The 26,450-nt window shown below is 71.5% G+C and carries 26 protein-coding genes and 2 pseudogenes; 12 read left to right on the plus strand and 16 right to left on the minus strand.

Annotated features, from left to right (window positions below; all coding sequences use genetic code 11):
- Positions 1 to 58: 58 nt before the first annotated feature.
- From AB0937_RS13690 to AB0937_RS13700, 3 genes and pseudogenes are all read right to left on the minus strand, one after another.
- Positions 59 to 2,215, minus strand: coding sequence for a SpoIIE family protein phosphatase (locus tag AB0937_RS13690; protein ID WP_366711637.1), 2,157 nt, complete (start codon positions 2,213 to 2,215; stop codon positions 59 to 61).
- Positions 2,216 to 2,386: 171 nt separating this feature from the next.
- Positions 2,387 to 4,468: a SpoIIE family protein phosphatase gene (locus AB0937_RS13695; protein ID WP_366711638.1), complete on the minus strand. Its 2,082-nt coding sequence runs from the start codon at positions 4,466 to 4,468 to the stop codon at positions 2,387 to 2,389.
- Positions 4,469 to 4,864: 396 nt separating this feature from the next.
- Positions 4,865 to 5,104, minus strand: a pseudogene (locus tag AB0937_RS13700) (MFS transporter); the annotation flags it as partial.
- Positions 5,105 to 5,159: 55 nt separating this feature from the next.
- Here AB0937_RS13700 and AB0937_RS13705 point away from each other — a divergent pair.
- Positions 5,160 to 5,882, plus strand: a complete 723-nt coding sequence (locus AB0937_RS13705; protein ID WP_366711639.1) for a YoaK family protein — start codon at positions 5,160 to 5,162, stop codon at positions 5,880 to 5,882.
- A gap of 49 nt (positions 5,883 to 5,931) precedes the next feature.
- On the opposite strand, the gene AB0937_RS13710 is transcribed toward AB0937_RS13705, so the two are convergent.
- Entirely contained in the window at positions 5,932 to 6,570 is a 639-nt protein-coding gene (locus AB0937_RS13710; RefSeq protein WP_366711641.1) for a TetR/AcrR family transcriptional regulator, read from the minus strand.
- A 170-nt stretch (positions 6,571 to 6,740) separates the two neighbouring features.
- On the opposite strand from AB0937_RS13710, the gene AB0937_RS13715 reads away from it, so the two are divergent.
- The gene (locus AB0937_RS13715; protein WP_366711864.1) at positions 6,741 to 7,625 is read left to right on the plus strand and encodes an NAD(P)-dependent oxidoreductase; all 885 of its coding nucleotides are present in this window, start codon (positions 6,741 to 6,743) and stop codon (positions 7,623 to 7,625) included.
- A gap of 40 nt (positions 7,626 to 7,665) precedes the next feature.
- Here AB0937_RS13715 and AB0937_RS13720 read toward each other — a convergent pair whose 3' ends face one another.
- Together AB0937_RS13720 and AB0937_RS13725 are read right to left on the minus strand one after the other, a co-directional pair.
- A complete protein-coding gene (locus tag AB0937_RS13720; RefSeq protein ID WP_366711643.1) occupies positions 7,666 to 8,880 on the minus strand; it encodes an acyltransferase in 1,215 nt (404 codons plus the stop codon).
- A gap of 114 nt (positions 8,881 to 8,994) precedes the next feature.
- Positions 8,995 to 9,756, minus strand: a complete 762-nt coding sequence (locus AB0937_RS13725; RefSeq protein ID WP_366711644.1) for a ZIP family zinc transporter — start codon at positions 9,754 to 9,756, stop codon at positions 8,995 to 8,997.
- Between the two features lie 455 nt (positions 9,757 to 10,211).
- On the opposite strand from AB0937_RS13725, the gene AB0937_RS13730 reads away from it, so the two are divergent.
- Positions 10,212 to 10,787 carry a dihydrofolate reductase family protein gene (locus AB0937_RS13730; protein WP_366711645.1) on the plus strand — a complete coding sequence of 192 codons (576 nt, stop codon included), beginning with the start codon at positions 10,212 to 10,214 and terminating at the stop codon, positions 10,785 to 10,787.
- Between the two features lie 25 nt (positions 10,788 to 10,812).
- On the opposite strand, the gene AB0937_RS13735 is transcribed toward AB0937_RS13730, so the two are convergent.
- On the minus strand, positions 10,813 to 11,106 hold the full coding sequence (locus AB0937_RS13735) for a hypothetical protein (protein ID WP_366711647.1): 294 nt from the start codon (positions 11,104 to 11,106) through the stop codon (positions 10,813 to 10,815).
- Positions 11,107 to 11,284: 178 nt separating this feature from the next.
- Between AB0937_RS13735 and AB0937_RS13740 the strand changes: the two genes are divergently transcribed.
- Entirely contained in the window at positions 11,285 to 13,861 is a 2,577-nt protein-coding gene (locus AB0937_RS13740; protein ID WP_366711648.1) for a hypothetical protein, read from the plus strand.
- Positions 13,862 to 13,886: 25 nt separating this feature from the next.
- On the opposite strand, the gene AB0937_RS13745 is transcribed toward AB0937_RS13740, so the two are convergent.
- From AB0937_RS13745 to AB0937_RS13755, 3 genes are all read right to left on the minus strand, one after another.
- The gene (locus AB0937_RS13745; RefSeq protein ID WP_366711650.1) at positions 13,887 to 14,330 is read right to left on the minus strand and encodes a hypothetical protein; all 444 of its coding nucleotides are present in this window, start codon (positions 14,328 to 14,330) and stop codon (positions 13,887 to 13,889) included.
- Between the two features lie 175 nt (positions 14,331 to 14,505).
- Positions 14,506 to 15,240 (minus strand): hypothetical protein, encoded by a 735-nt coding sequence (locus tag AB0937_RS13750; protein ID WP_366711652.1) that lies wholly within the window; start codon positions 15,238 to 15,240, stop codon positions 14,506 to 14,508.
- A gap of 441 nt (positions 15,241 to 15,681) precedes the next feature.
- On the minus strand, positions 15,682 to 16,164 hold the full coding sequence (locus tag AB0937_RS13755) for a MarR family transcriptional regulator (RefSeq protein WP_366711654.1): 483 nt from the start codon (positions 16,162 to 16,164) through the stop codon (positions 15,682 to 15,684).
- Between the two features lie 107 nt (positions 16,165 to 16,271).
- On the opposite strand from AB0937_RS13755, the gene AB0937_RS13760 reads away from it, so the two are divergent.
- Both AB0937_RS13760 and coaD read left to right on the plus strand, forming a co-directional pair.
- Positions 16,272 to 17,018, plus strand: coding sequence for a dienelactone hydrolase family protein (locus tag AB0937_RS13760; RefSeq protein WP_366711655.1), 747 nt, complete (start codon positions 16,272 to 16,274; stop codon positions 17,016 to 17,018).
- 195 nt (positions 17,019 to 17,213) lie between these two features.
- The gene (gene coaD / locus AB0937_RS13765; RefSeq protein WP_366711656.1) at positions 17,214 to 17,630 is read left to right on the plus strand and encodes a pantetheine-phosphate adenylyltransferase; all 417 of its coding nucleotides are present in this window, start codon (positions 17,214 to 17,216) and stop codon (positions 17,628 to 17,630) included.
- Here the strand turns inward: coaD and AB0937_RS13770 are convergent.
- The gene (locus AB0937_RS13770) at positions 17,609 to 17,911 is read right to left on the minus strand and encodes a hypothetical protein (RefSeq protein ID WP_366711657.1); all 303 of its coding nucleotides are present in this window, start codon (positions 17,909 to 17,911) and stop codon (positions 17,609 to 17,611) included. The genes coaD and AB0937_RS13770 overlap by 22 nt on opposite strands.
- Before the next feature lie 104 nt (positions 17,912 to 18,015).
- On the opposite strand from AB0937_RS13770, the gene AB0937_RS13775 reads away from it, so the two are divergent.
- A complete protein-coding gene (locus tag AB0937_RS13775; protein ID WP_366711658.1) occupies positions 18,016 to 18,414 on the plus strand; it encodes a nuclear transport factor 2 family protein in 399 nt (132 codons plus the stop codon).
- A 67-nt stretch (positions 18,415 to 18,481) separates the two neighbouring features.
- Here AB0937_RS13775 and AB0937_RS13780 read toward each other — a convergent pair.
- Positions 18,482 to 18,838 (minus strand): annotated as a pseudogene (locus tag AB0937_RS13780) (maleylpyruvate isomerase family mycothiol-dependent enzyme); the annotation flags it as partial.
- Positions 18,839 to 18,946: 108 nt separating this feature from the next.
- On the opposite strand from AB0937_RS13780, the gene AB0937_RS13785 reads away from it, so the two are divergent.
- Complete coding sequence (locus AB0937_RS13785) at positions 18,947 to 19,192, plus strand: hypothetical protein (RefSeq protein ID WP_366711659.1); 246 nt, start codon at positions 18,947 to 18,949, stop codon at positions 19,190 to 19,192.
- A 207-nt stretch (positions 19,193 to 19,399) separates the two neighbouring features.
- Here the strand turns inward: AB0937_RS13785 and AB0937_RS13790 are convergent, their stop codons facing one another.
- Complete coding sequence (locus AB0937_RS13790) at positions 19,400 to 19,708, minus strand: hypothetical protein (protein WP_366711661.1); 309 nt, start codon at positions 19,706 to 19,708, stop codon at positions 19,400 to 19,402.
- Between the two features lie 358 nt (positions 19,709 to 20,066).
- Here AB0937_RS13790 and AB0937_RS13795 point away from each other — a divergent pair, with 358 nt between their 5' ends.
- Positions 20,067 to 20,873, plus strand: coding sequence for a restriction endonuclease (locus AB0937_RS13795; protein ID WP_366711662.1), 807 nt, complete (start codon positions 20,067 to 20,069; stop codon positions 20,871 to 20,873).
- Between the two features lie 272 nt (positions 20,874 to 21,145).
- Positions 21,146 to 21,571: a DUF6003 family protein gene (locus AB0937_RS13800; RefSeq protein WP_366711664.1), complete on the plus strand. Its 426-nt coding sequence runs from the start codon at positions 21,146 to 21,148 to the stop codon at positions 21,569 to 21,571.
- Positions 21,572 to 21,794: 223 nt separating this feature from the next.
- Here the strand turns inward: AB0937_RS13800 and AB0937_RS13805 are convergent, their stop codons facing one another.
- From AB0937_RS13805 to AB0937_RS13815, 3 genes are all read right to left on the minus strand, one after another.
- Positions 21,795 to 22,466 (minus strand): hypothetical protein, encoded by a 672-nt coding sequence (locus AB0937_RS13805; protein WP_366711666.1) that lies wholly within the window; start codon positions 22,464 to 22,466, stop codon positions 21,795 to 21,797.
- Positions 22,467 to 22,778: 312 nt separating this feature from the next.
- Positions 22,779 to 23,984: a glycoside hydrolase family 64 protein gene (locus tag AB0937_RS13810; RefSeq protein WP_366711668.1), complete on the minus strand. Its 1,206-nt coding sequence runs from the start codon at positions 23,982 to 23,984 to the stop codon at positions 22,779 to 22,781.
- 89 nt (positions 23,985 to 24,073) lie between these two features.
- Positions 24,074 to 24,673, minus strand: a complete 600-nt coding sequence (locus AB0937_RS13815; RefSeq protein ID WP_366711670.1) for a DUF998 domain-containing protein — start codon at positions 24,671 to 24,673, stop codon at positions 24,074 to 24,076.
- A 138-nt stretch (positions 24,674 to 24,811) separates the two neighbouring features.
- Between AB0937_RS13815 and AB0937_RS13820 the strand changes: the two genes are divergently transcribed.
- Both AB0937_RS13820 and AB0937_RS13825 read left to right on the plus strand, forming a co-directional pair.
- Positions 24,812 to 25,810 (plus strand): inorganic phosphate transporter, encoded by a 999-nt coding sequence (locus AB0937_RS13820; protein ID WP_366711672.1) that lies wholly within the window; start codon positions 24,812 to 24,814, stop codon positions 25,808 to 25,810.
- An 18-nt stretch (positions 25,811 to 25,828) separates the two neighbouring features.
- Positions 25,829 to 26,443: a hypothetical protein gene (locus tag AB0937_RS13825; RefSeq protein WP_366711673.1), complete on the plus strand. Its 615-nt coding sequence runs from the start codon at positions 25,829 to 25,831 to the stop codon at positions 26,441 to 26,443.
- The last annotated feature ends 7 nt before the right edge of the window (positions 26,444 to 26,450 follow it).

The raw sequence follows: 26,450 nt of genomic DNA on the forward strand, positions 1-26,450 counted from the left end.
CCGCCCGAGGACGAGACCGGCCCCGGGGGGCGGCGCAACGGCAGACGGGTGCGCCGCGTCACCTCGCGATCTCCGCCCAGACCACCTTCCCGGTGTCGGTCCACCGCACGCCCCACCGGGTGGTGAGGCGGTGCACGATGCCCAGGCCACGACCGCCGTTGTCGAGCAGGTCGCCGCGCCTCAGGCGGGGCCTGCCGTTGCCGGTGTCGCCCACCTCGCACAGCAGGCCGTGACCGGCCCTGATCAGCCGAACGGTGATGGGGCCGGTGGCGAAGCGCACCGCGTTCGTGACCAGCTCGCTGACCAGCAGCATGGCCTTGTCCCGGGTCTCGTCCGTGGCCCCCCACTGCTCAAGCAGTGCCGCGACCTGCTCGCGGGCCCGCGCGGGGGCGTCGCTACGGGCGGGCAGCCGCCACGTCGCCGTGTCACCCTTGCGGTAGCCGATCATGCGTGCGAGCAGCAGGGTCACGTCGTCGCGCTGGGGGGCGGGCGCCAGTGTGGAGACGACGTCCCGTGCCGTCTGCTGCAAGGAGTCCCAGGGGTGCACCCTGGACACGATGTCCGCCAGCCGGTCGATCCCCTCGTCGATCGACAGGGCGGGATCCTCCACCAGGCCGTCGGTGTACAGGGCGAGCACCGAGCCCGGGGGCACGCCGATGGTGTACACGTCGAACGGCTCCCGCAGCGCGAACTCGGCGCCCAGGCCCGGGTGGGGGCGGATCGAGAGCGCCCCCGCGTGCCCGTCCGGGGAGACCAGGATCGGGGGAAGGTGACCGGCGCTCGACAGCGTCACGTGGTGACCGACCGGATCGTAGAGGGCGATGCAGCAGGTCGACCCCAGCGCGCTGTAGCCGGCGGCCAGCCCGGACTCCGCGTCGTCCAGCAAGGTCACGGTCTCGTCCAGGTGCTCCAGCACCTGGTCGGGCGCGAGCCCCGCGGACAGCAGCGCACGTGCCTCCATGCTCAGCTGGCCCATGGTCGCCGCGGCCCCCAGGCCGTGCCCGACGACGTCGCCGACCACCAGCGCGGTACGGCCGTCGGGCAGGGGGAAGCTGTTCACCCAGTCGCCGCCGACGCCGGCACTGTCGGGAGTCGCGGGCTGGTAGATGCTGGCGATGTCGATCGTGTCGCCGCCGGCGCGGGGCAGGAGCCGGCGCTGCAGGGCCAGCACCTGGGTGTGCTCGCGCTGGTGCTGCCGGGCCAGGTCCACGTGGTGGGCCGTTCTGGCCACCAGTTCCTGCAGATCGAACAGCTCGCTGTCCCGGAAGGGGCAGTCCGCCCGCCGCCACACCTCCGCGACGCCCAGGACGACGGGCGGCACGCCGTCCAGGACCAGGGGTATGCAGGCCACGCCCGCCGACCGGCCACCGGGCACCAGGGCACGCACCACTCGGGGGTTGCCGAAGACCCGTTCGACCGCCTGCCGGTCGGGGATGACGATGGTCTGCGGGGCGTCGTCGCGCAGGACCGCCTGCGCCAGCAGCCGGCTCGCGTCGCCGGGCAGGTCGTCGCCCGGGGTCAGGTACCCCTCGGGCCACACCCGGTCCGGCACCAGCGCCGCCCGCCGCAGGTGGATGCGCCCCTGTGCCTTGCCGGTCACTCCCTCGCCCGTCCACACGGCGAAGTCGAGGTCGACGGCGGCCACGTCTCCCCAGGCCAGCAGGGACTCCGCCAACGACTGCGCGGTCTCGCCGATGTCCAGCGAGGTGCCGATGGCGGTCTCGGCGGCGTAGAGGTGCAGTCTCCGGGCCATGGCGATCACGGAGACGGTCAGGCCCTCCTCGGGCGATGCGGCGGGCAGGATGCTCATCGACACGACCAGCTCGGACCCGTCGCCGCGCCTCAGGCGCTGGATCCGGGCGACGTGCGCCTCGCCGCTCTCCACGACCTGCCGCAGGCGGCGGGTGACCGTCGGTACGTCCCCGGGGGGCAGGAGATCGACGAAGGGCTTCCCGGCCCAGACCTCCAGGCCCGCGAACACGGGGGCATCGAGGTTGCAGCGAGTGATGATCAGATCCCGGTCCAGGTTGACGGCTCCGAGGATCTGCTCCTGTTGGCCGTTTGCCGGATCGTCGGGGACCCGTTCGCGCGTGGCGTGCTCGCTTGGCGCGTCGGCCGCCGACGCGCCACCTTGCGGGAAGTAGCGCCCCAGGGCGCGGCTTACCAGTTCGAACGCCGAGGAGGACGAGGGCGAGGGCGAGGGTGTGGAGTCCATGCGACTCTCTCAGCAATCCCCGGCACGGTGCCGGGGCCGTATGCGGACCCGTGCGGGTGGGCCCCGAGATCCCTGACCGCACATCTCATTGAATAACACCGGGGAACGGTTCGCACACACCAGCGATTGCGCGGTCCACCGCGGGCACCGGGGCGGAAAGCGGTGCCGTGCTCAGAGCGAGGTCAGTGGTCGGGCACGGGCGATGAGCAGGGCGACGTCGTCGTGGTCGGCGGGCCCCCGGAGCTCCCGGAGCAGCCGGTCGCAGGTCTCCTCCGCCGAGCCGCACGGCGGGGAGAGCAGGCGCAGGAGGTCGTCCAGACGCTCGTCGATGGGGTGGTCACGGGTCTCGACCAGTCCGTCCGTGTACAGCACGAGTTGATCACCCGGGTTCATGGCGACGGCAGAGGTCTCGAAATGACCGCTGCCGACTCCCAGCGGGGTGCCGGTGGGCAGGTCGAGCAGTTCGGGGGCTCCGCCGTCCCGTACCAGGACCGGCGGGAGATGACCTGCGCAGGCCACCTGCAAGCGGCCCGCGTGCGGGTCGTGCACCGCGTACACGCACGTGGCGATGTACGGGTCGAGGCCCTGTGTGATCTTGTCGAGGTGGGTGAGGATGCGGCTCGGTGCGAGGTCGAGGTCGGCGAGCGTGGAGGTCGCGGTGCGCAACCGGCCCATGGCGGTGGCGGCCGGGATCCCGCTGCCCATGACGTCGCCCACGGCGAGGGCGGTGCGGTCCCCGCTGAGCGGGATGATGTCGTACCAGTCACCGCCGACCTCGCTGAAAGCCACCGCGGGCCGGTACCGGGCGGCGATCTCCAGACCGGGGCGGCGCGGCGTGGGCCGGGGCAGCAGGCTGCGCTGCAGGGTCTCGGCGGCGTTGCGGATGTGCTGGTGCAGGACGGCGTTGTCGATGCTCAGCGCGGCGGACGACGCCAGCTCGCAGGCCAGGGTGAGGTCGTCCTCGTCGAAGGGCTGCGGGTTGCGCGCACGGGCCAGCCCCATCACGCCGATGATCTCTCCGCGGGCGATGAGAGGGACGGCCATGTCGGTGTGGACACCGGCCTGTGCGAGCAGCCCGGCCGCGGCGTCGTCGGCCGCGATCCGGAGGAGCTCGCCCTTGTCGAGATGCGTGATCAGCAGCGGTCTGCGGGTGCGCAGGCAGTGGGCTGCCGGATGGTCCGCGTGGTACGTCGTGAGGTGGCCCGGCGCGATGATCGCCTCGGAGGCCCCGGTGGGGTAGGCGGTCTTCACCGCCAGCGCCCGGAACAGCGCCGGACCGTCCCCGTGGACCGGGCGGCCCGTCCGCAGCACGGAGTCCAGGATGTCCACCGCGATCATGTCGGCCAGGTCGGGCACCAGGACGTCCGCCAGTTCCTGGGCGGTGCGCTCCACCTCCAGGGTGGTCCCGATGCGTGCCGAGCCGTCGGCCATCAGACGCAGGCGCTGCTGGGCCCGGTCGGCCTTCCTGGCGGCCTCGTACCGGTCGGTGACGTCCACCACCACGTTCGCGATCCCCAGCACCTGCCCGCCCTGGTCCTCGAGGCGGTAGAGCGACACTGCCCAGGCGTGGTCGTGGTCCGGGTCGGCGCGGGTCCGGCCCACGACCTGCTCGTCCACCAGGGGCCGCCCGGTCTCCAGGACCTCCCGCATCTGGTTCTCCGCGGTGGTGAACGGCGCGCCGGGCAGGATCTCCCGGAAGTGGCGGCCCACGTGGTCGGCCTCGGGGACTCCGTGCATCGAAGCGAGGGCGCCGTTGACCGCCACGTACCGCAACTCGGCGTCCAGGACGGACAGTCCGATCGGCGCCTGGGTGACGAGCTGGCTGGAGAGGGCCACCTTGCGCTCCACCTGCCGCACCGTGGCCCGGTCGGTGGCCAGCCCGAGCCCGTAGTGGTCGCCTAGGCTGTCGGTCAGCCGCATGTTGCGGAACTCGACGGTGCGGGTGCTGCCGTCCTTGTGCCGGACGGGGAACGATCCGGCCCAGCCCCGGCCGGTTTCCATCACCTCGGCGAACAGTCTCATCCCCGCCTTCCGGTGTTCCGGGTGGAGGAGCAGACCGACCGCGTACTGCCCGACCGCCTCGTCACCGGTGTAGCCGAACAGGGCCTCGGCCTGCGGACTCCACATGTCGATCCGGCCGTCGGCCTCCACCAGGACCGCGGCGATACCCAGCACGTCCATCAGCGCGCTCGGGCCGGAAGCCGAACCCTCCGGATCTCCCGCCTGCTCGGAAAGCTGATTCGCTCGGCTCATCACATTCGCCCCTTAGGCCTGTCGACCTGACCGGCGCACCCGCCTGCCCGAGCAGACGTCCGCGGCGGCCTCCTTGCAGGTCAGCAACCCGTTCACGATGCGGTACACGACCTGCGAACGGCCAGGGGACGCGCCGGGAGGGCGCCACGCCAGGTCGAACCTCACGGCCCGTTGCACCAGCACGTGATCCGCGCTGGGTCCGGCTCGCAGGTCGGTCCGTACACCTCCAGCCTTCCACAGGTCCGGCTCCGGCCGAGGAGGTCACGGTTCGCGGGGGCTCGTCGTTCCAGGCCGGTCCGGCGGGTCGGCGTCGGGGGGCGGGACCGGCGGAAGCGCCGCCGGGGCGGGGCCGCGGGCCTCCGGGCGGGCGGCCACCTGCGGAGCGCCGGGAGAGACCGGGAGCTGCCGGCCCAGGCGGGCGAGCGGAGACAGGGCCATCACGACCGGGGACAGCATCATGCCCGCGGCAGTCACCAGCAGACCGGTGCGCAGCCCCCACTCCGCCGCGAGGAGTCCGCCGGTCAGGGAGCCGATCGGGGTCAGCCCCATGCCGGCACACGTGGTCGTCGCCGCCACGCGGCCCTGCATCCCGTAGGGGGTGGCGGCCTGCCGGACGGCCATGACCGTGACGTTCACGCGTGTCCCGGCCCCGGTCCGGTCGCCGGCGGCGGGTGCTGATCACACTGGCCGCATGTCCGATGCGTCCCCGGTCCTCGCGACCGATGCCCGGCGAGTGGCCGTCATGACCGTGCTCACCGTGCTCGCGGGTGCCGTCGACGCCGTGAGCTTTCTGACCATGGGCAAGGTGTTCTGCGCGCTGGCGACCGGCAACGTGCTCTTCCTTTCCTTCGCGCTCGCCGGGGACGGTGATGTCCCCGTGGCGCGGCCCGCCACCGCGATCGGCGCGTTCGTGGCCGGAGCAGCCGTCGCGGGCCTCGTACTGCAGCACCTCGCGGATCGCAGGGGGCCGTGGTTCCCGGTCGGGCTCGTCTGCGAGGCCGTACTGCTGGTGTGCGCCGGTGCGCTGGCCCTGGCGCGACACGGCACGGGGGCCGTCCCCGCCCCTGACGACCACGGGGTCGTGGCACTCGTCGCGCTGGCCATGGGAGTACGTGCCTCCACCGTGCTGCGCGTGCATGTGCCGGGCATGCCGACGCTGCTGAGCCAGACGGCCATCGCCGAGCTCATCAACGACGTACTGAGACGCCCGCGGGCCGCGCTGCGCGGGATGACGGCGAAGCAGCGGCTGGCCAGGACGCGCTGGACGGCGACCGTGGGGGGCATCTTCAGCGGCGGTGTGCTCGGCACGCTGCTGCTGGTGCCGCTGGGCACCGGGCGTGCGCTGCTCGTCATCGCGGCGGCGGTGCTGCTCCTCGCGGTGGCGGGCACGGTCACACGCCCGGGCGAGACCTGAGCTGTACGGGTCGCGTGACGCGGGGCCAGCGACGGCCCCCGGGTCGGCGTCACCGGGCCGGGCCCCGCCGCGGTCGGCCTCGGCCTCGGCAGGGATCGTCCTGCCGCACGGCCGCGTCGAGCAGGGGGCCCAGTTCCCGGGCGACGGTCGTCAGGGCACGGACGTCCCGCTCGGCGCGGGCGAGCAGGATCGCTCCCTCCAGGCTGCTGATCATGAGCGTGGCCAGTGCGCCGGCCCGTTGCTCGGGCACGCCCATCCCGGTCAGGGCCTCGCCGACCGCACCGGTCCAGGTCGTGAAAGCCGCGGACGCGGCCGTCCGTGTGGAAGGGACCGACTCCGCGCACTCCACCGTGGCGGCCGCCACCGGACATCCGCCCGCGAAGCCGGCGGCCTCGTACTCGTCGGTCCACTGCCGCACCATCTCGGCGAAGAGCCCGCTCGGCGTGGGCTCCGGCAGCGCGGCCAGAAAACGCGCAACACGGCGTGCCGCATACCGCCCGGCCCAGCCCACCGCCTCGTCGACCAACTGCGTCTTGCCGCCGGGAAAGTAGTGCTGGAGCGATCCGCGGGGCGCCGCGGCGTCGACGGCGACCTGGCGCATGCCGGTGGAGTGGACTCCGTCGCGGCGGATCAGCTGGGCCGCGCTGAAGACCATCCGCTCGCGCGGCCCCCGTTCGGCCTTCGCCATCGTCGGCCTCCGTCCGCTCTCCCCGTGCTCCGGGTTCTCTCGAGCCGTTCTCTCGCGCCTCGTTCCGGAGCCCGCAGTCTATGACCACGGTCATAATCGCCGCTACTATGACTGCGGTCATAGTGGAGGGCGGCCCGGCCTTCGCGCAGAGCCCGGGAAGGCGGTGCGTCATGTACGTCGGTTTCGTCGGCCTGGGGGTCATGGGCCAGCCCATGGCCCTCCGTCTCGCCCGGGCCGGGACACCTCTCGTGGTCTGGAACCGCACCCCGCAGCGCTGCGAGGCGCTGCGGTCCGCCGGCGCCGAGGTGGCGGCGAGCGCTGCCGAGGTCTTCCGCCGGGCGGCGACCGTGTTCCTCATGCTGGCCGACGAGGCGGCCGTGGACGCGGTGCTGGGGCGCGGCACACCGGACTTCGCCCTGCGTGTCGCCGGCCGTACGGTCGTGCACATGGGCACGACCTCGGCCCGCTTCTCCCGCGACCTCCAGGAGGACGTCCGGGCCGCGGGCGGGCAGTACGTCGAGGCCCCGGTCTCCGGCAGCCGTGTCCCCGCCGAGCGGGGCGAACTGGTGGGGATGCTGGCGGGCGGCGAGGAGGCCGTGGCGGCCGTACGGCCCCTGTGCGCGCCGATGTGCCGGGAGACGTTCGCATGCGGGGCCGTCCCGGGCGCGCTGCTGATGAAGTTCTCGGTGAACCTGTTCCTGATCACCTTGGTCACGGGACTCGCCGAGGCGTTCCACTTCGCCGAGCGGCACGGGCTCGACCAGCGCCTCCTCCGGGACGTCCTGGACGCCGGCCCCATGGCCAGTGCCGTCTCCCGGGGCAAGGCGCCGAAGCTGCTGGAGCGGGACTTCTCCGTCCAGGCCGCCGCCGCGGACGTCCTGAAGAACAACCGTCTGATCGCCGAGGCCGCCCGCGGGGCGGGCCTGATGTCCCCGCTCCTGGACGTGTGCCACGCCCTCTACGACGAGACCGTCCAACAGGGCCATGGTGACCTGGACATGGTGGCCGTACTGCACGCCATGGAGACCCGGACGGCGAAACGGCGACGCTGCTGAGCCGACGTCGGATCACGCATCGGGCGTCACGCATCTTTCCTCAGGCCCGCATTCCGAACAGGAAGCGCGTCACACGTGTCCGGCGTACCAGCAGTTCGTATGCGGTCAGAGTCAGCGCGAGGGAGACCGTCACCAGCACCACGTACTCGACCGCGATCGGCGCCGACCAGCCCGCTACGAGGTAGGCGACGGCCACGACGATCGGCTGGTGGAGGACGTACAGCGGCAGAACGGCGGCGGCGAGATAGCCGTAGGCACGGCGGCGCGGGGTCCTGTCCGGTGATGTCACAGGCTCCCGTGGCAGGCGGTGCCCCGGGCGGTCGAGGAGGCCCGGGATGGCGACGACCAGGCACCATCCGGCCGCCCCGAACAGGGCGCGCGACGCCATGGCCAGGGGGGTCGTCTGCGTGAAGGGGTCATCGGCTGTGGTGAAGCCGGGGGCCGCGGAAACGAACAACAACACGCCGAGCCAGGCCGCCGCAGGCGCGTCGCGCCGCATGGCGGTGCGCCAGCGCGTGTCGGCGGCCAGGACGAAACCGGCGGCGAAGAAGAGCAGATACGACCACCGGTGCCAGCCCGCGTAATCCTCCTCCATGCCGGCGAAGGCGCAGAGGGCGGCGAAGGCGAGGGCGGGAAGCAGCACGAGGCCCCGCCGCACGGACGCCGCGGCCGCCATCCGGTCCATGGCACGCCGGACAGGCGCGTGCGGCAGCCATCGGTGGAGGGGAGCCAGCATGAGGGAGAACGTCAGCAGGAGCACGACGAACCAGAGGTGGCCGGTCTCGAAGTACCGCCCTTGCACCAGGAAGGGGAACTCGTCGAACTCCACGTGCACATCGAAGAAGTGGGGCAGGAAGTCGAGGTACGGCTCGTCGTAGCCGGGGTCGGACGAGCGTTGCCGGAGCCACTGCGGCAGCGGGTTCAGGAGGACGGTCGCGACGACCAGGGGAACGCCCAGGCGTAGCAGGCGCTCCGTGACGAAACGGCCCTCACCACGGCGCCGTAGCGAATGCCGGGCGCCCAGGCCGGAGATCAGGAACAGGAGGGGCATCGCCCAGACCACCCCGAACCCGGCGATGACGGTGACGACTTCCGTCGTCTCGGAGTTCGTGACGTAGAAGTCGCCCTCCGTCGCGAACACCAGTGCCGAGTGGAAGAAGATCAGCCCGATCACCACGAGCATGCGTATCGCGTCCAGCTCCGGCCGCCGCTCCGGTGAACCGGCCTGTGGTTCCCACTCCGTACGCGTCGCCATGCCGCGTCCTCCCCCGACTCGCGTGCGTGGTGCCATCCATGGTGGCGGGGAGGGGCGCGCAGGACCATACCCGCACCGGCCGGTCGCCAGGAGGTGCTTCCCCGGGATGCGGCGTCAGGTGTGGGACAGCGCGAAGGAGACGAGGAAGCCGCTGACCGTGACCAGTCCGATCGCCAGGTGCGCTTCCTGGAAGGCCTCCGGGATCATCGTGTCGGCGATCATGGCGAGGATCGCACCGGCGGCCACGGCCGTCACGGCCGCGATCACGGTGGGCGAGAAGCCGCCCAGGACGGCGTACCCGAGGACGGCGGACACGGTGCTCGCGACGGCGATGGCTCCCCACACGGCGAAGACGTACCCCTTGCCGCGCCCGGACTTCTTCATCCCGGCCGAACTGGACAGGCCCTCCGGGATGTTGCTGATGAACACCGCCGCGACGGTCACCAGGCTGACCGCGCCGCCGTCGAGCAGGCTGACGCCGATCACCGCCGACTCGGGCACACCGTCGAGCAGCGCGCCCAGCGCCAGCGCCAGGCCCGAGCCGCTCTGTTGCTCCTCGGACGGCTGGGTCTGCTCGCTGTGATGGCCGGATCGCTTGCGATGGCGAGCGCCCCGGCGTGCCAGCCAGAGATTGCCTCCCGTGTAGGCCGCCGCTCCGGCCAGTGTCCCCACGGCCGCCGGGCCCAGTCCGCCCTGTTCGTAGGCCTCGCCGACCAGTTCGAAGGAGACGGCCGAGAGGAGCACGCCGGCACCGAACGCCATCACCAGCGCGATGACCTTCTGCGGGACGCGCATCCCGTAGCCGAACACCGCCCCCAGCAGGAGAGCACTTCCTGCCAGCAACCCCCAACCACCTGCCTGGATCACCTCGGACATGCGGCGTGTGTACCCGCGAGAGCGTGATCGGCACCTGGGGCCGCCTACCGGGGGTCAGACGGGACCACCGAGCGACCGGCGCGGCATCGCCCGCTCGACGGCCCCGCGGTCTCCGGCCCCGTCTGCCCGCACCCGACACGGACGGGCTTCCACCGTCGTGCCGACAGCTTCGACGAGGCGCCCGTCCGCGAGCAGTGCCCCCACCCCGTCCTCGACCGCCCACCCGGCGGGCAGCGTCCCTGAGCCCACGGCGAAGCCTTCTCGCCCACGGACCGGCCACCCGGGGGTTCCGCTTGCCTTCCGCCGTTCGGGGGGTGTGCGGTCCCGTGTGGTGGTCATGGCGATGAGTTTCGCAGGCGCGGCGGGTCTATGAGTGCGACGGTCGCCGAGAGTCACCTGGACAGATGATCACCGGGCCGAGCGCACCCCGATCGGCCGCTCGCGAGGAGGACGACATGACCGCCACCTACACCTTCGACGTCTTTTCCAGCCTGGACGGCTACGGCGCCGCCAGCGCCGACTGGACCGGCTACTGGGGCAGACAAGGACCCGAACTGCTCGACCGCCGCCTGGCCCTGTACGACGAGGAGCAGCGGATGGTCTTCGGGGCGAACACCTACCGGACCTTCGCGCAGATGCTGGCCACGAGCACGGAGAACTCCGACGTGCGGGACCCGTGGGTGACGCGGATGAGGAACCTGCCGACGACGGTGGTGTCGAGGACGCTCGAAGGCCCCCTCGACTGGCCGGACGCCACCGTGGTGAGCGGTGACGCGGTGGACGTCGTCGCCCGGCTCAAGGAGGAGTCCGACGTACCGTTGCGTTCGCACGGCAGCCTGTCGATGAACCGGGCGCTGATGGCCGCCGGCCTGGTCGACCGCTTGCAGGTGACGCTCTTCCCGGTGATCACCGGCCGGACCGGCCTGGACCCGGTCTTCCGGGACGCGGCGGACTTCGACCTGGAGCTGGTCGAAGCCCGGACGCTCGACGGTCACATCCAGGAGCTCACCTACCGCCCCACACTGCACTGACCCTCTGCTGCGCGGCGTCCCCCGCTCAGGCGTTGGCGTGACGTCGCCAAGCCGTCCGGCGGGGAGCCGCATGGTGGACGGGCTCGTCCACCCGGCCGGCCTGCGACCGCCTCAGCCAGAGGGCCGTCATGGCCAGCAGGGAGGCGAACACGACCAGGAACACCACCGACACCCACATCTGCCTGCTTCCCGGGTCGGCCCACCCCGCCGACGCGGCGGAAGCGGCCCACAGCACCGCTCCCCCGGCGTAGAAGGTGCGCATCCGGCGCAGCTGCCGCAGGGCTCGTACGGACTCAGCGTGATCAGTTTCCGAAGCCATGCCGACGCAGGTACCCCGATCCGCGCCACCTATCAGCCCTCGGCCGCACGCACGCTCCCGAGGGCGGTATCGAGCCCGGATCGGGCGGAATCCGCCCTGGCCTGGGGGCGGGTGGGTCATAGTTGAGGGTGCCATGGAGGGGTGGCCGGGGCGTCCGGCCGAGGGGGGCCGGGGGCCTGTGAGCGAATTTGACCGGATCTTCGAACCTCGGTACTCCGCGACCGAGTTGTTCACCAACCGGGTCGACGAGTACACGGCCTTCGCCTCGGCACTGCGCGTGCACGGCGAACGAGTCCGGGCCGGCTCGGCGACCCTGGGACATGCCGCACGACGGAACGTCATGTCCTTCTACGGGGTCGGGGGCATCGGAAAGACGGAGCTGTCGCGGCGCCTGGAGGCATGGGCACGGGAGGAGTTGCCCGATCCGGGTGAGTGGTCGGGCGACGTCCCGTCCGAAGGCCCGCTGCATTCGGTGCGGATCGACTTCCACGGAAGCCGGGTCGTCAACGCGGTGGACATCGTGCTGCGTCTGCGCGCGGCGGTCGCCGCCCGGGGGCGTCGTTTTCCGGCCTTCGACCTCGGCCTGGCCGCCTGGTGGTCGCTGGCCCGCCCGGGAACGGCCCTGCCCGACCTGTCGGCCGGCGGTTTCGACGTGCGGGGGCAGATCACCGACACCCTCAACGAGACGCTCAGCGATGCCGGGGCGAGCTTCGGGATCGGCCCGCTGACGGTCCGCACCGGGATCCGCATCGTGGAGGCGGTACGGGAGAACCGGCTCCGCAACCGCACTCTGCGCAGGTGCGAGCCGCTCGTCCACATCATGAACCAGACGCAGCAGGACCCGTCGGACTATGTGGCGGCGACACTGGCCGGGCTGCTGTCGTGGGACCTGGAGAACCTGCCCGCCGAGAGGCGGCCCGTCGCTGTGACGTTCGCCGACGCCGCCGAGTACGTCCAGGGAGACGACCGCACCCAGGAACGTCTGTTCAACCGCATCGTGCACCTCACGCCGGGCGTCCTGTGGGTGGTCACGTCCCGCAACCGGCTGGACTGGGACTCCCCCCACCTCAACCAGCTGCTTCCGGCGACCGGCCCGCAGACCTGGCCGGGTCTGCGGCTGGAGACGCAGGAGGATCCCCGTCAGCATCTGGTGGGCAAGCTCTCCGACACCGACGTCGAGCGATACCTGCGCACGGCGTCGGGGACGGCGGGCAACCCGGAGCTGTCTCCCGAGGTCATCGCCCGGATCCGCAGCGGGGCACACGGCCTCCCGCTGTACCTCAGCCTGTCCCTGTCCATCGCCCGGGCCGGGCAGGGAGAGCCGCTCACGGCGGCGGCGTTCGGCGGCCCCCTGCCGGAACTCGCCACCCGGGTCTTCGCCAACCTGCCGGAGGCGGAACGCGAACTGGCCCGTGCCGCCAGCCTCGTCCCACGCTTCGACGAGGACCTCATCAACCAGGCCACGGACGGACTGCTCGGGGACACGCACCGGTTCTGCCGGCGCACGCTGGTCACCAGGGACGACCACCCGCTGTTCCCCTACCGACTGCACGACGCGGTCCGGGCGGCCATCGCCCACGAGTCGGTCACCGAGCCCGGCGCCTGGGCCCCGGACGACCGGACGGCCATGGCCCGGCAGCTCGTGGACACCCTCGGACGACGCAGCAGGGCGCTGCTGGCAGACAGCAACCGCCGGCTGGACGTGCTGGAACTCGCGGCCGGCCTGTGCGCGGAGCACGACCTGGTCGCCCCGTGGCTGGCGGACGCCCTCACCGACCTGCCGGGTTTCGCCCGGACCGCCGAACGGCTGCCGCCTCCCTCGCAGGAGACGTGGATGGGGCAGCTGTCCGGCATGTTCGAGGCGTGGCGTCACGGCAGGGCCGGGCTGCGGCGGGTCGCCTGCCTGGAGGAGTTCCTGACGGGGCCTCTGCGCGGCGACGTCCGCGCTTGTGCGGAACTCCGGCTGGCCTATCTGCACAGGAACCGCTCCGCGTTCGGGCCGTCCCTGCAATTGCTGAAAGGTCTGCTGGCCGAGAAGCCGGAGTCGCAGTTCCTGCGCTACCAGGTCGCGCGCGCACTGCAGATCAAGGGGGACTTCGCGGCCCTGCACCGGCACCTGTCCGACCACCCCCTCGTCGATCCCACCACGGCGGTGCGCATCAAGAGCGACCTGGCCTACGTCCGTGGCCTGTTGGACGAATCCGTCATCGGGCCGGTGACGCGCGCCGCCTACCTCCGCGAGGAGGGCAAGCACCAGCTGGCGCTGGACAACGACGCGACGGTCCTGTGGCGCAGGACCCTGATGGGCCGCAGCACGCTGGACGAGTGCGATGCCGTTCTCTCCGAGGCCGACCGGTACGGCGAGACGCTCACCATGCGCACAGCCCTCGCCGCCAAGGTGATCTGCCAGGCGGACGACGCGGCAGCGGTCCAGGACATCATCGCCCAGACCGACAGCGTCATCCGGACCGCCTCGGGGCTGCGAGGGTGGCGCGAATGGACGAGCAGGACGCTGTTCGGCCTGCGCCAGGGCGACCGCGGTTACCTCGACGAGCTGCATGAGACATGGCTCTCGCGGGACACACCCTGGAGTCTCAACTCACACGTCGTCGACCGCTTCTTCGTGTTCGCCGGCTACGCGCCCCGCTATGAGCCGGTGCAGGTGATCGCCGCGGAGGATCCCGCGACGGCCGATGCGCGCTGGCACGCCACCATCGCATCCCTGGTGGAGACCTCGCAGCCCGGGCCGGGCTGACGGCCGGCCCGGGGTGCTGCGCGCGTCACAGTCCGGCCGCCCGCATCAGTGAGGCCCGCTCGTCGTCGCCCAGGCGGAGGTCCGACATCAAGTCGTCGTCGGCCAGGAGACGGCGCACCCATGCCGCGTCGGCGACGAAGGCCGCGCGGCACAGCGCCCGTTCGGGGTGGTCCTCCTCCGGGCCGGCGACCGCCATGTCCCACTCGCTGTCCGGATCGGCCGGCGTGGACAGGGCGGCGGCTACGAGCACGAGCCCGAACAGTTCGCCGCGGCGCGGAGTCGATGGTTCGGCGGCCAGGCGCAGCAGGTACGGGACGACCGCCGGCATCACGGCACTGATGGACATCGGTCCTGCCATCACCAGCCAGTCCAGTGCCCGTTCGGCCATCTCGGCCGCATCGGGATCGACCAGCCCGCGCAGGACGACCGGGACGTCGACCGGGCAGCCGGGTAGGGACGGCCACTCCACGTCCTCGCACCCTTCCAGTGCCGGATGTGGAACGGTCCGCTGCGTCAGGTGCGGGTGGGCAGCCGTCAGGGCCGCTGTCGCGGAAGCCGCTGCGGCCTCATGATCCACCCTGCACACCGAAGTGCCTCCCCACTGCACCGGACGGTCGCCTATCCCCACCACCACGGGCTCTCGATCATGCCAGACGGGACGGCCTCTCCGGCAGGTCCGGCCGGCCGGAGAGGATGCTCGCCCAGTGGTGTTCGAGGAGGTACGGCTCGTCGAGCCGGGCGTCGGCGGCGCGGTCGTGCACGTCGGTCAGGAGCCAGCTCAGCAGCTCCGTGGAGGCGTCGTACTCGTCATAGAAGCCCATGTGCAGGTCGGTGATCTCGTACTCGACCAGCACGTCGTCGATGAAGTCGGCCAGTTGGGCGTCGGCGGCCGGTGTACGGGTGGTGGTCCAGATGTCCAGCCAGGGGCGCAGAGTGCCCGTGGCGACGGTGATGAGGCTGAGGGTCGCTCTGACGGACACGGGGCTCGGGCTGGTGTGCAAGGTGGCCGCCCACCAGGCGTTCCAGACGTCGCGAAGTGCCTGCGCCAGGGGCGCTTCCCAAGTGGTCCAGCCCGCCGCGAGCAGGCGGGAGGCGATGAGGTTCTCGTCGACGTGGAGCCGGCCGGTGACGGCGGAGCGGACGATGCGGGGGGCGAGCCGGCGGTAGAGACGCGGGAAGTCGTCCCAGTGGCTGGGGACCTCCGCTGCGACGGCGGACACCAGGTCGCCGGATATCCGGTCGAGCGGTCCGGAGAGCTCCGCCAGATCCTCGGCGCCATAGCAGTACGTGCACCCGGAGACGGGGAAGGGCCCTTCCGTGGCGATGACGCGGTCCAGGGCGTCGAGCGCTGTCATGAGCTGCTGCTGGTGACTGGACATGGGAACCTGCCGAGGTACTCCGACCGGGTCACCGGCGAAGAGCGCAGGCTACCAGTCCCGGGGCCGTTCCCGGTGGCCCCGATCTCGTGCGGTCGTGATCAGTCCTCGTGCCGCCGACGTGCGAGATGGACGGTGAGGTCGGCGGTCATCTCGACCCGGTCCGGAAGGACCCGCATGCTCCGCTGAACACCTCCTGCTGTTCCGAGGCCGGCAGGACGAGACAGGCCGAGACGGTGGAGAGATGTCCCCGGACGGGATGACCCGCGTACGCCGTCACCAGGTCGAACAGCTCCCGCGGGGTACCCGGCCTGAACCGTTCTTACGCTTCCGCCACCGCTCCGAAGCTCAACGCGCGATCCGGCGTGCCGAGCATCCTGACACGAGCCGCTCCGACGGTGGCGGTCCTTTGCACAGCCCTGACCCGGGCCGATGAGCCGGGCGTCAGGAGGGCTGGGTGTGGTGGTCCAGCAGGCGGGTGAGCAGTTGCACGAAGTGGTCGCGTTCGGCCGGGCTCAGCGGCGCGAGCAGTACGTCGTGGAGGTCGTCCAGGACCGTGTCGAGTCGTTGCAGGTGGCGGCGGCCTCGGGCGGAGATCGTGATGACGTTGCGGCGCCGGTCGCCGGGGTCGGGCTCCCGTTCGACGAGGTCACGTTCGGCCAGTTCGTTCAGCACCCCCACCATGTCGCTGCGGTAGATCCCGGAGCGCGTGCTCAGCTCCGCCTGGCTGGCCGGACCGTACTCCTGCAGTGAGGCGAGGACGGCGTAGTGCCACTTGCGGGCGTCGGCCCGGGCCAGTCCCTCGTTGATCAACCGGTCCGACCGCACGGCCAGTTGCGACAGCAGCCGGCTCGCCCTCCGGCGCAGCCTGTCGGGCGTCTTGCGCGCGCCGTCGCCGGGGATGTCCGCTGCCTCGCCTCTGGTCATGGGTCCGACTCTATCGTTGTGTTAGTCCCACTAACGATGTAGGTTCACTCGAACCTGAACCGTTAGTGCGACTAACGCCGATCGAGTGAACGACAGAAAGGCAGATCTTGCCCCTCAAGGCACTCCAGATCCCCACCGCGGACGGAACGTCCGACGCCTTCGCCGCCTTCCCCGACCGGGGCGAGCGACACCCGGGGGTGCTGATGTACATGGACGGCTTCGGCATCCGGCCCGTGCTGCGGGACCTGGCCCGCGAACTGGCCGCGCACGGGTACTACGTACTCGTCCCGAACGTCTTCTACCGGCACGGCCCGGCACCGGTGGTCGAAGTGCCCGCCCACATCGGAGAAGAGAGCCGGCCCGCGCTCCTCGCCCGGCTGATGCCCCTGATCGAGGCACACACCACCGAACGGGTCCTGAGCGACGCCGACGCCTACCTCGGGTTCCTCACCAGCCGGCCCGAGGTCTGCGCGGGGCCCGTCGCGGTGACCGGGTACTGCATCGGGGGTCTCCTGGCCATGTCCACCGCGGCGGCACACCCCGGCCAGGTGGCCGCCGTCGCCGGCTTCCACGGCCCCGTGGGGGGTGAGGGGCCGGACGGTCTGCACCGTCTGCTGTCCACGATCACCGCGGAGGTTCATCTCGGGCACGCCGCGTCCGACCTGACACCCGAGGCTCTCGGCGAGCTCAACAAGGCATTGGACGCGGCAGGAGTCGCCCACACCTCCGAGATCTACCCCGGCACCGTCCACGGCTTCACCATGTCCGACACCGACGCCTTCGACCCCGCCGGCCTGCAACGCCATTGGGACCGGCTGCTCCCCCTCCTGGACCGTGCCCTGGCCGACGGCTGACCGCTCGTGGATCGTGCTGACCGAGTACGCCTTCCGCGCGCCGAGTGGGCCCCGAAATGCCCGCCCTGTTCACCGGACTGCGGGATCTGCTGAGCGCCGACGTCTCATCCGAGTGCCGTACGGTGCTCGCCACTCCTTCGGCCTGAGGCGGCGGTCAACCGGCGGCCCATCCTGGCGCTGTTATGTTCTCCGGTCGTGCGAGCCCTCTTCCCAGGATCCTTCGACCCGGTCGCTCAAGGGCATCAGGACGTTCTCCGCCGCACCGCCGCCTTGTTCGACGAGGTCGTGGTCTGCGTCATGTTCAACCCGCGCAAGACCGGTCGCTCCCCCGTCACCGAACGGCTGGACCGGCTCCGCGCGGCAGCGAATGGCCTGGGCAACGTCACGGTCGACTCCCACACCGGCGGTCTGCTGGCCGACTACTGCCGCCGCGTCGGCATCGACGTCGTCGTCCGCGGAGTCCGCGGTGTTGCCGACCTGGACTACGAGATGCCGATGGCGCGCATGAACCACGAACTGGCCGGAGTCGAGACGTTCTTCATCCCTGCGGACCCCGCCCTGGCCCACATCTCCTCCAGCCTCGTCACCGGTCAAGGGGTGTCGCCACGGTAGGGGAAGCGGCACGTCACCCCAGGGCCGGGTGCGCGCGCGGCGCCGGGGTCGGGGTCGGGGCCGTACAGCGCGCGGCCTCCGGGGAATCTTCCGAGTTCGGTGGAGAGGGCGGCCCCCGTGCCGAGCTCGTCCGGTGTCCAGCCCGTGACGTCCAGCAGCAGCCCGTCCAGCGGCCCGCCGATGAGCTGGGCATAGGTTCGCCCGGGGCGCGGGCCCGGGTCGGGGTCGTCGTGGTCGTGGCCGTAGACCCGGCCGCGTAGCAGCTGCTCGTCGCCGTTCATCTGTTCAGCCTCTCAGCCACCACTGACAACGCGGTCCGTGGAGTCACCGCGCGCCGCCGCCGGACATCGCGGACAGCGCGTGTGTCCCGGCCCATGATGAAGGCATGACCGGCCGTGACGAATTCCTGGGGTGGGTCAGTACCGCCCTGTACGAGGCGGAACTGGCGCTGCACAACGGTGACGCGGCTCCGCGCCGGGCGCTCTGGTCGCGCAACGAGCCCGTGAGTGTCCTCGGGGCGTGGCGCAACGCCCGGGGGCAGGAGGAGCTGGACAGTCTCTTCGCCACACTGGAGGGGAGCTTCTCCGACTGCACGTCCTACGTCTTCGAACTGCTGGCGTGCGACGTTTCGCGAGACATGGCCTATACGGCCGGCCTCGAGCGCACCTCCGTCTCCGTGGACGGAGAACCACGCACCTACACCTTGCGCGCCACCCAGGTGTACCGCCACGAGGACGGCGGGTGGAAGGTGGCTCACCGTCATGCCGACACGGTGACCGAGTGAGCACACCCCGGGGTGACCCACACCTGGCGCCTGCCGGAGCCCGGGGCGCTGGACGCCGCGCGGGGCGTCACCGGGGAGCCGTGCCCCCCGTCCACGGCTCCCCGGTGCGCTCGGCCCACTCCCGGGCCGCTTCCGGGCGGCCGGCGAGCTGAAGGAGCAGGGCCGTGATCGGGCCGCGGATCTCCGGGCCGTCCCCGCGTGTGAACTCGATGTCGGTGGCCACGAGCCTGGCTTCCGGCAGGGGCCACGGGCGGGGCGGCATGCGCATGGTCCACACCCGGTCGGCGGCGTCCCGGGCGGCGGCCGGCGGCATCCGGCGCGTCCGGCCGAGAGCCAGGGCGATGTCCTGTCCGTGGACGAGGAGGTCGAGGAGCGGCTCGCGGGGCGACGTCGTGGGAGCCAGCCGGCGGGAACCGGCGATCGCTGTGCCCGACCCCACTCCTTCAGCGCCGCCGCCAGCCTCCGCGTCCAGCGGACGGTCAGGGACTCGCCCTCCCTCGCCCGGCGACTGGAACAGTCTCGGACCCCCGCGATGCTGATGATCGCCGAGTGCTCCTCGCAGGTCCGCCGATGGGCGACCGAGATCCTCCTTCACGACCCCGCCGTCCGGCGGACGCAGTACATGCCCGGAGTCGGACACCACATGTGGAACGGTCTGGACGGCAACAACGACCGTGCCGCCGCCGTCGTCACCGCGTTCCTCGAGGACAAGCCGGCCCCCTTGCCGAACCACCCCACCCGCGACGAGATCGCCGCCTTCCTGCGCGACCACGAGTAGGGGCGGTTGCCGCCACGGTGGCGGTGCGGCGGCCGGAGGTGTCCGCAAAGTCGCGTTTTTCGCCCGGAGGGCGGGCCCCGCGGCCTTCGGTGCGTGCTCTCGGTGTGCCGGGCGCGCACCCGCGTACTGGTGGTACTCGGGTGTTCGCCCGGCGCGGCGAGAGACGTGCCGAACACCGCCGGGCAGGAGGGACCTTGCGGACACTCCCTAGGCGTGCCAGAGCGAGTTGCGTCGATGGCGTGCCGGTGGGATGTCCAGCGCGTCCACGGCGTCGAGTGCGTGTTCGTCGAGGCCCGCGTGCACCAGGCCCAGCAGCGCCCCCGCTCGGGATCGCAGCCGCTGCCGTTCCCGGCGTTCCTCCAGCGCCGACCATGCGGCAATGGAGCGGTCCCGCCCGCATCGGGCGAACGAGTAGACCTTCACCGTGCGGCGGACCGGCTGAGGGTACGGCTTCCGGGACTCTCGCCTCGCGTCGGTGAGGCTGCGTGCGCTGTACCTCAGGTCGTGGAGGATCACCGAACGCCAAGGGGTTCCTGACGGGACGTCGCGGGTGCTTCGGCTCGGTGAAGGGGACAGGTGGTGGGCGGTGCGGGACACGGGACTCCGTTCGCAGCCACCGCCAGGTATCTCCTGGCGGGCTACCTGAAGCCCGTCGGACCGGTCGAACGTGCGTCTCCCATAACCGTCACCCTAACCCGCAGATCTCGTGTGCGGGCCTGACGCGACGTTCTTCGCCGGTGCTTCCCGGCGCGTGCGGTGCCGGCAAGTGGGGCTTCGCACACGGGGTTTGGCGGTGAAGGTGGTGATCTTGGGCAGACGGTGGAGGTGATCTTGCTGTTGGCCCCTTGAGGGGGCTCCCATGAGGGGGGATGTCGTGACAGTGCCTGTGCGTCGTACACCGTTCGTGAAGCGGAGCCGCTACCGGTTCGATCTTCGGTCGACGGCCTTGTTCTTCGTGTTTCTCGCCGTGGTCGTGTGTGCCCTGGGCCTGGCCGCCCGCGTGGCGGCGGGCGCTGTGGAGCGTCGTCCCGCCTGGGTGTTCGTGCTGGTCGCGATAGGTGTCGCCGGCTGCCTCGGCCTACGACGCCGGTGGCGCCTGGCGGGTGTGGCGCGTCGGGCGGCGGCCGCCCTGGACGAGGCGGCCAGGGAAGCGGCCGAGGTGCTGGACGCTCCCGCGGACCCCGCCCGGCCCGTGTCCGCCCCCGCGTCCACCACCACCCCCGCCCCCCTCCCCATGGCCGTCGCGCCCGTCGACTACGACGCCCTGACTCCGGAGGGGTTCGAGGAGGCGATCGCCGGACTGTGCGAGCGCGACGGCTGCACGGAGGTCGAAGTCGTCGGCGGTGCGGGGGACTTGGGCGCTGATGTCATGGCCGTGACACCCGACGGGCGCCGGGCCGTGATCCAGTGCAAGCAGTACGGCGAGTCCAACCGCGTCGGTTCGCAGGATCTGCAGCGCTTCGGCGGCACGTGCTACAGCGTGCATGAGGCCGATGTCGCCGTGCTGGTCACCACGAGCGACTTCACCGCGCCTGCGGTGGATTACGCCGAGCAGTGCGGGATCGTGTGCGTGAACCGGGAAGGCCTCGAGGCGTGGACGCAGGGCACCGGCCCCCGGCCCTGGGAAGCCGCCCTGGAGGGCGGGGCAGCGGGGCGGGAGACAGCCGGATCCGGGTGCTGACCTGGCAACGCCCGTTGCGCCTTCCTCACCCTGCTCTTCGTCCTCGCCCGCGAAGACATCGCCCTCGACGGTGTCATCCTGCTGCGCCGCGTCTCCTTCCGGGCCGACGAACCCCAGGACGCGCTCGTCCTGGCCTCGCACATCGACCTCCACATCACCGAGACCCGGCGCCGTGCCGTCTCACTCGATTGAGTGCCTGGTGATCCGGCGGTAAGACGGGCGTGGCGGGGTAATGGGATGTCGTTCAGCACGCCTTTGAGAAGGAGCCGAGGATGACCGACGACGCTTACCTGTTCCTGCTTGACGACGCGTCCGCGCAGCTCGGTGTGTCGCCGGCCGCCGTCGGTGAACTCGCCTGCATGGAAACGCCCGCGGTCCGCGCCTGGCTCGATGCCCAGGGAAGCTCGCCGGCCTCGCCCCATCTGCGCCTGCTGCCGCCGGAGGAGAGGGCGGCCGTGCCCGAGGGTGCCGAGCGGCTGCCCGTCCCGCTGAGCGAGGAGGAGCTGAGCCGTCTGCGCCACGAGATGGTCCCACAGCCGCTGGCCCGGGTCGAGCAGGAACTGCTCGCCTACCGTGACTGCACGGACGGGCGGGACGGTCTGATCGGCAAGGCACTGGCCGCCGGTGTGGCACCGCACCGCATCGTCGAGTTGACCGGCGTCGACCCCGCCACGGTGACCGCCGCCGCGAGCAGGTGAGGACACCGCGGGCAGACCTGCGGTCCCGCCCGGTCCGGCGATCGGCCCCGCCGGGCGAGAACCGTCCGGCGAGGCCCATCGGCGTGCCCTCGGTAAGCATGCCGATCCGCGGGTGACGAGCCGCTGCGGCGGGGATCCCCGCCACCGGGCCCGCTGTGAGAGCGGTCCGGATCAGCGGCAAGAAGCGCCCGCCATCAGGCCCGCTGCCGGGGGGCGGACCGGATCAGCGGCTGCGGGTGAAGACCTTGTTCCGGGTGGAGCCGTCGGCGCACAGCTTTTTCTCGTCGGCCGTCATCTTGCGGGACTTGACCACGACGGCGCTGTGCTTGCCGTCCGTGCCGTTCGGGGCCGGGCCGGTGACGGTGTCGGGCACGAACCAGTAGTAGTGCCCCCACTTGGGGTCGTCGTAGTGGGTTTGCCACGTGCCGGATATCCGCTGCATCACCTGGGCACGAGAGATCCAGCCCACCTCTCCCGGCTTCACGGTCACCGTGAACGAACTCGTCTCCGTGTGCGAGCTCTGCCAGGTGTAGTTGTAGGTCGCGGTCACGCTCGCCGTGATGATGCCTTCGATGCCGCCGCCCACCGTGACCGAGCCGCCCACCGAATGGGAGGAGCCCACGGTGTCGGCCCAGGACATCGACTGGGAGGCGGGTGAGGCCGTGCAGTTGAAGAGCAGTTCGGAGACCTGGCGGGGTTCACCCAGGTAGGCCTTGCCGAGTTGGGGGTCGTTGAAGCTGCACTTGCCTTCCCCGGAAGCGCAGTCGGCCATGATCTGCTCCGGGGTGGGCTGCTCCTCGGCCGCGGCGGGCACAGCCGTCGCGATCACCCCGAGTGCGGTGGCCGTCAGCGCCAGCGTGCGGCTGCCGTACCGCAGGGCGTGGTTCCTCGTCATCGTTGCTGCCTCGCATGTGCGTGGGGGGGGAATGTGGCCACAATTGCCGCTGTTCCGGGCGGGGTTGTGGTCACTGTGTGATGCCAACGAGGCTCACGTAATCGACGGTCCAGCTACACCAAGAGATGGCAAAGTTGTAATTGATTTCCAGAACTGATGAAAAGCCAACTTCGCCTGCCCCGCCTGCTTTTCGAGCCGCTCCGGCAGGTCGTCCCCGGGGAGCCGCCCATGTCGAAGGCCCCGCACACCGAAGGCCGCCGGTCCCGCGCAGAGTTCGCGGCACCGGCGGCTCGGGGGGGGGGGGAGGCGGGGTCAGCTGAGGGGGTCGAGCGTCAGATAGGCCTGGCGGGGGTTGCCGTCGTGGACGAGTGATTCATGGTGACCGACGTCGTCGAACGCGAATGCGTACGCCTTTCCGTCCACTGTCTGGGCGTGGATCTTGCGCGCGTAGTGGTTGGTGACACTGTCCTTGTAGAAGTCGGTGGCGCCGGCATCGGGCTGGTTGGGGTTGACCAGCAGGGTCGAGCGGTTGAAGCCGGCACACAGCGTGCGCGAGATCGGACCGCGCACCTGGTCGTTCGGGGCGTCGAGCCTGCGGTGACAGCCGAAGACGGAAGAGGCGTCCGGCTTCTGGAAGCTCGTGACGACCACGCCGGAGCCGTTGGTGAAGTTCATGACGCCCCCGGAGACCCGGCCGTAGTACTTGGTGCCGGGCTGGTCGGCGAACGGGGATACCGTCAAGGTCGAGTTGGTGTACTTCTGCCAGACGCGGTTGATGTAGTCGTCCATGATGGTGGCCGGCAGAGCACCGGTCTCCACGCCGTACAGCGGTGAGAGCGCGCGCAGCACGGTGCCGTCCGGACGTGTCTGGATCAGGTTGGCCCAGCCCCCGGGCTGTCCCCGCAGGGCGTTGAAGAACCCGTTGTACCCGCCGGGCTTGAGCCGGCCCGTGCTCGCGGTGCTGCCGTCGGCCCGCTGCACTCCCACCGCGTAGGGAGCGGAGAACATGTCCACCTGAGTGCTGTTGATCCACAGCCCCGAGTCGTTGAGCGTGTACTCGGACCAGTTGAACAGGATGTTGCGGTTGGGGTCGGTCGGGTTCTGCACGGCGGGTTGGACCAGACCGCCGGTGGTGAGCTTGAAGACCAGCTTCTGACCGTAGGAGAAGTAGACCCGGCCGGAGAACTTGGGCATGCGGATCGTGGTCGACTGCCCTGCCGCCGGGCCCGCTATCGATGCGTCGGGGGCGGGTGAGGGCGGGTTGCCGCCGGCGGGCCAGGGGTGGAAGGTACCGCTCGCGTCGGCCCAGCCCTGCCGGCCGGTCGAGAGTTCCGTGCCGAGGTTGTAGATGTACAGCTGCTCACCGCGGGCCGAGTTGTTGGTGATCTTCAGAGGGATGGTCGCCGGGACGGCGGCATGGGCCGGCGCTCCCGTTCCGGTCGCCAGCAGTGAGCCGGCGAGGACCGTGGCCAGGGACAGCCCCGCGGCCGTGGCCCGGTTCCTGAGAGTTCGCAACACGCTCTGCCTCCGTTCGACGAATGGCCGGTCTGAGAGCGCTCTCAATGTCCCGCCTTGGTCCGTACCTGTCAACAGATGTGCGGCCCCGGTCAGTTCTGACACCCTGCGCGCAGCGGTCCGCGCAGACAGGAGAGGACGACGACGAAGGGCCAGACCGACTGCAGGGTCGTCACGGCACGCTCGGCGACTCCGGCCACCCCGTGAAGGTGCAACTCGACCAGGAACCAGGCCGCCCCGACCGCCATGACGACGGTCGCCCCCAGGCACGGGAAGGGCCGCAGAGCCCACGGCACGGCCGTACCGGCCCTGGCGGCCAGCACCGGCCAGGCCGCCAGGACGGCGAAGCCCACGGCGGCCACCGAACCATGGCTCAGCGAACCACCGCTGCTCGGTGCCGGGAACACGGCCACCGCCAGCGCCGCCACCCCGCCGGCGGCCAGGGCCACCCGCCCCGCGGTCGCGGCCGGGCGCAGACCCCAGGCCGTGAGCAGGTGGCAGAACCCCAGGGCGACGAAGGCCGCCGTCATCACCCAGGACCCCTGGTTCCCGGGGGCCGCGAGGACGCTGATCGTCTGGGCGGCGGGATCGTACGGGGGTCCCTGCAGCGATGCCGCGATCAGCCAGCCCATGATCAGGAAGACGGGTGCACACCCCGATGACACCAGCGCCCAGGTAGGTACAGATCGCATCAGGACACCGTAAAGCCGGGCATCCGTCTCCTGAGGGTTCCCCCGCGCGGCCTCCTCGCGTGGCGTAGTCACCCGGCCCGCTCCGCCGGGGAAGCGCACGATGGAACCGTGCGGCCGGGTGTCGAAAGGTGATCGGGCATGGAGCTCACTCTCGTGGTGCTCATCATCATCGTGGGGCTGACGTTCGACTTCACCAACGGCTTCCACGACGCCGCGAACGCGATCGCCACCTCCATCTCCACCAGGGCCCTGACGCCCCGCGTGGCACTGGCCATGGCCGCGGTGATGAATTTCTGCGGCGCCTTTCTGGGCACCGGGGTCGCCCAGACCGTCGGCAGCGGCATCATCGGCGCACCCGAGGCGACCTCGGGTCTGCTGCTCGTGCTGTGCGCACTCCTCGGCGCCATCGGATGGAACGTCTTCACCTGGTGGCGCGGGTTGCCCACCTCGTCCTCGCACGCTCTGATCGGCGGGCTGGTCGGCGCCGCGCTCGCCGCGTCCGCCACGGTGCACTGGTCGGGCATCCTGGACAAGGTCATCCTGCCGATGCTGCTGTCCCCGCTGGTGGGCGTGGTGCTCGGCTACCTGTTGCACACGGGCATCCTGTGGGCGTTCCGCCGCTCGACGCCCCACCGCACCATGGGACGCTTCCGCATGGCGCAGACCGTCTCCGCCGCCGCCATGGGTCTGGGGCACGGGTTGCAGGACGCGCAGAAGACCATGGGGGTCATCGTGCTCGCCCTGGTCACCGCCGGCTGGCAGGAGGACTTCTCGGTGCCGGTGTGGGTGATCGCCGCCGTCGCGATCGCCATGGCCGCCGGCACGTACACCGGCGGGCGCCGCATCATCACCACCCTCGGGCGGCGCATCGTGCACCTCGATCCCCCGCGCGGGTTCGCCGCCGAGACCGCCGCCGCGACCGTCCTCTACACGACCGCGTTCCTGGTGAAGGCGCCGATCTCCACCACGCAGACGATCACCGCGGCGATTCTCGGCGCCGGTGCCACCCGGCGCTTCTCCGCCGTACGCTGGCAGGTGGCCCGTTCGATCGGTGGCGCCTGGATCCTCACCTTTCCCGGCGCGGGGATCCCGGCCGCGGCGCTCTATCTGTTCCTGCACGCCGTCACCGGTCTGTGAGCACGGCGGAGGCCGCCCATGAACGCCCTTCCTGACCGTCCGGGGCCCGCGGGATCCCCCGCCGGGGCCCCGGGCGGTCTTCCCTCGCCCGCACGTTTCGCGCATCTGCACCCGGAGGACGGTGCCTGTCTGATGGAGGCCGCCGCCCTGCTGGCCTCCGGCCGTTTCACCGACAGCCCGGCCGGGACGCATCCGGCGCTCGCGGCCCTGGCCCGGGTGGTCAACGACAGCGTCGGGGACGACGCCCGGCGCGCGCTGTGGCCGCTGGCCGTCGACCTCGCCGATGCCCGCCCCCGGGGCCGCGACTACGCGCCGCTGCTCGTCGGCACGGTCGTGGACGCGGCGCTTCGGGTGCACCCCGCGTCCCGGCCTCTGGCACGGTACGGCCGTGCGTGCCGCCGGCGGGCGCAGAGGCCGGCCCACGCGCCTGCGGGCGGTGCGGCGTCCCGGGTCTCCGATGCGCTGTGGTGGCGCGGGCCCGGGCGACGGCACCTCGAAGCGGCTCTCCGGGTACTGTGCGCCGCACCGGACGCCGAGCGGCTGCTCACCCGGCTGCTGCGGCAGGCCGTGGCGCAGGCGCGGGAGTACACGGACGACCGGGCCGCGGGCCGGGAGGTCTCCTGCAACCGGTAGCCGCGAG

Source organism: Streptomyces sp. NPDC047880 (assembly GCF_040706515.1).
In the GTDB taxonomy this organism is placed as follows: Bacteria; Actinomycetota; Actinomycetes; order Streptomycetales; family Streptomycetaceae; genus Streptomyces.

Excerpts from the sequence above, each read along its gene's own strand:
- AB0937_RS13690 (WP_366711637.1), bottom strand. The coding sequence starts at position 2,215 with ATGGACTCCACACCCTCGCCCTCGCCCTCGTCCTCCTCGGCGTTCGAA.
- AB0937_RS13695 (WP_366711638.1), bottom strand. The coding sequence starts at position 4,468 with ATGAGCCGAGCGAATCAGCTTTCCGAGCAGGCGGGAGATCCGGAGGGT.
- AB0937_RS13705 (WP_366711639.1), top strand. The coding sequence starts at position 5,160 with ATGTCCGATGCGTCCCCGGTCCTCGCGACCGATGCCCGGCGAGTGGCC.
- AB0937_RS13710 (WP_366711641.1), bottom strand. The coding sequence starts at position 6,570 with ATGGCGAAGGCCGAACGGGGGCCGCGCGAGCGGATGGTCTTCAGCGCG.
- AB0937_RS13715 (WP_366711864.1), top strand. The coding sequence starts at position 6,741 with ATGTACGTCGGTTTCGTCGGCCTGGGGGTCATGGGCCAGCCCATGGCC.
- AB0937_RS13720 (WP_366711643.1), bottom strand. The coding sequence starts at position 8,880 with ATGGCGACGCGTACGGAGTGGGAACCACAGGCCGGTTCACCGGAGCGG.
- AB0937_RS13725 (WP_366711644.1), bottom strand. The coding sequence starts at position 9,756 with ATGTCCGAGGTGATCCAGGCAGGTGGTTGGGGGTTGCTGGCAGGAAGT.
- AB0937_RS13730 (WP_366711645.1), top strand. The coding sequence starts at position 10,212 with ATGACCGCCACCTACACCTTCGACGTCTTTTCCAGCCTGGACGGCTAC.
- AB0937_RS13735 (WP_366711647.1), bottom strand. The coding sequence starts at position 11,106 with ATGGCTTCGGAAACTGATCACGCTGAGTCCGTACGAGCCCTGCGGCAG.
- AB0937_RS13750 (WP_366711652.1), bottom strand. The coding sequence starts at position 15,240 with ATGTCCAGTCACCAGCAGCAGCTCATGACAGCGCTCGACGCCCTGGAC.
- AB0937_RS13755 (WP_366711654.1), bottom strand. The coding sequence starts at position 16,164 with ATGACCAGAGGCGAGGCAGCGGACATCCCCGGCGACGGCGCGCGCAAG.
- AB0937_RS13770 (WP_366711657.1), bottom strand. The coding sequence starts at position 17,911 with ATGAACGGCGACGAGCAGCTGCTACGCGGCCGGGTCTACGGCCACGAC.
- AB0937_RS13775 (WP_366711658.1), top strand. The coding sequence starts at position 18,016 with ATGACCGGCCGTGACGAATTCCTGGGGTGGGTCAGTACCGCCCTGTAC.
- AB0937_RS13785 (WP_366711659.1), top strand. The coding sequence starts at position 18,947 with ATGCTGATGATCGCCGAGTGCTCCTCGCAGGTCCGCCGATGGGCGACC.
- AB0937_RS13800 (WP_366711664.1), top strand. The coding sequence starts at position 21,146 with ATGACCGACGACGCTTACCTGTTCCTGCTTGACGACGCGTCCGCGCAG.
- AB0937_RS13805 (WP_366711666.1), bottom strand. The coding sequence starts at position 22,466 with ATGACGAGGAACCACGCCCTGCGGTACGGCAGCCGCACGCTGGCGCTG.
- AB0937_RS13815 (WP_366711670.1), bottom strand. The coding sequence starts at position 24,673 with ATGCGATCTGTACCTACCTGGGCGCTGGTGTCATCGGGGTGTGCACCC.
- AB0937_RS13820 (WP_366711672.1), top strand. The coding sequence starts at position 24,812 with ATGGAGCTCACTCTCGTGGTGCTCATCATCATCGTGGGGCTGACGTTC.
- AB0937_RS13825 (WP_366711673.1), top strand. The coding sequence starts at position 25,829 with ATGAACGCCCTTCCTGACCGTCCGGGGCCCGCGGGATCCCCCGCCGGG.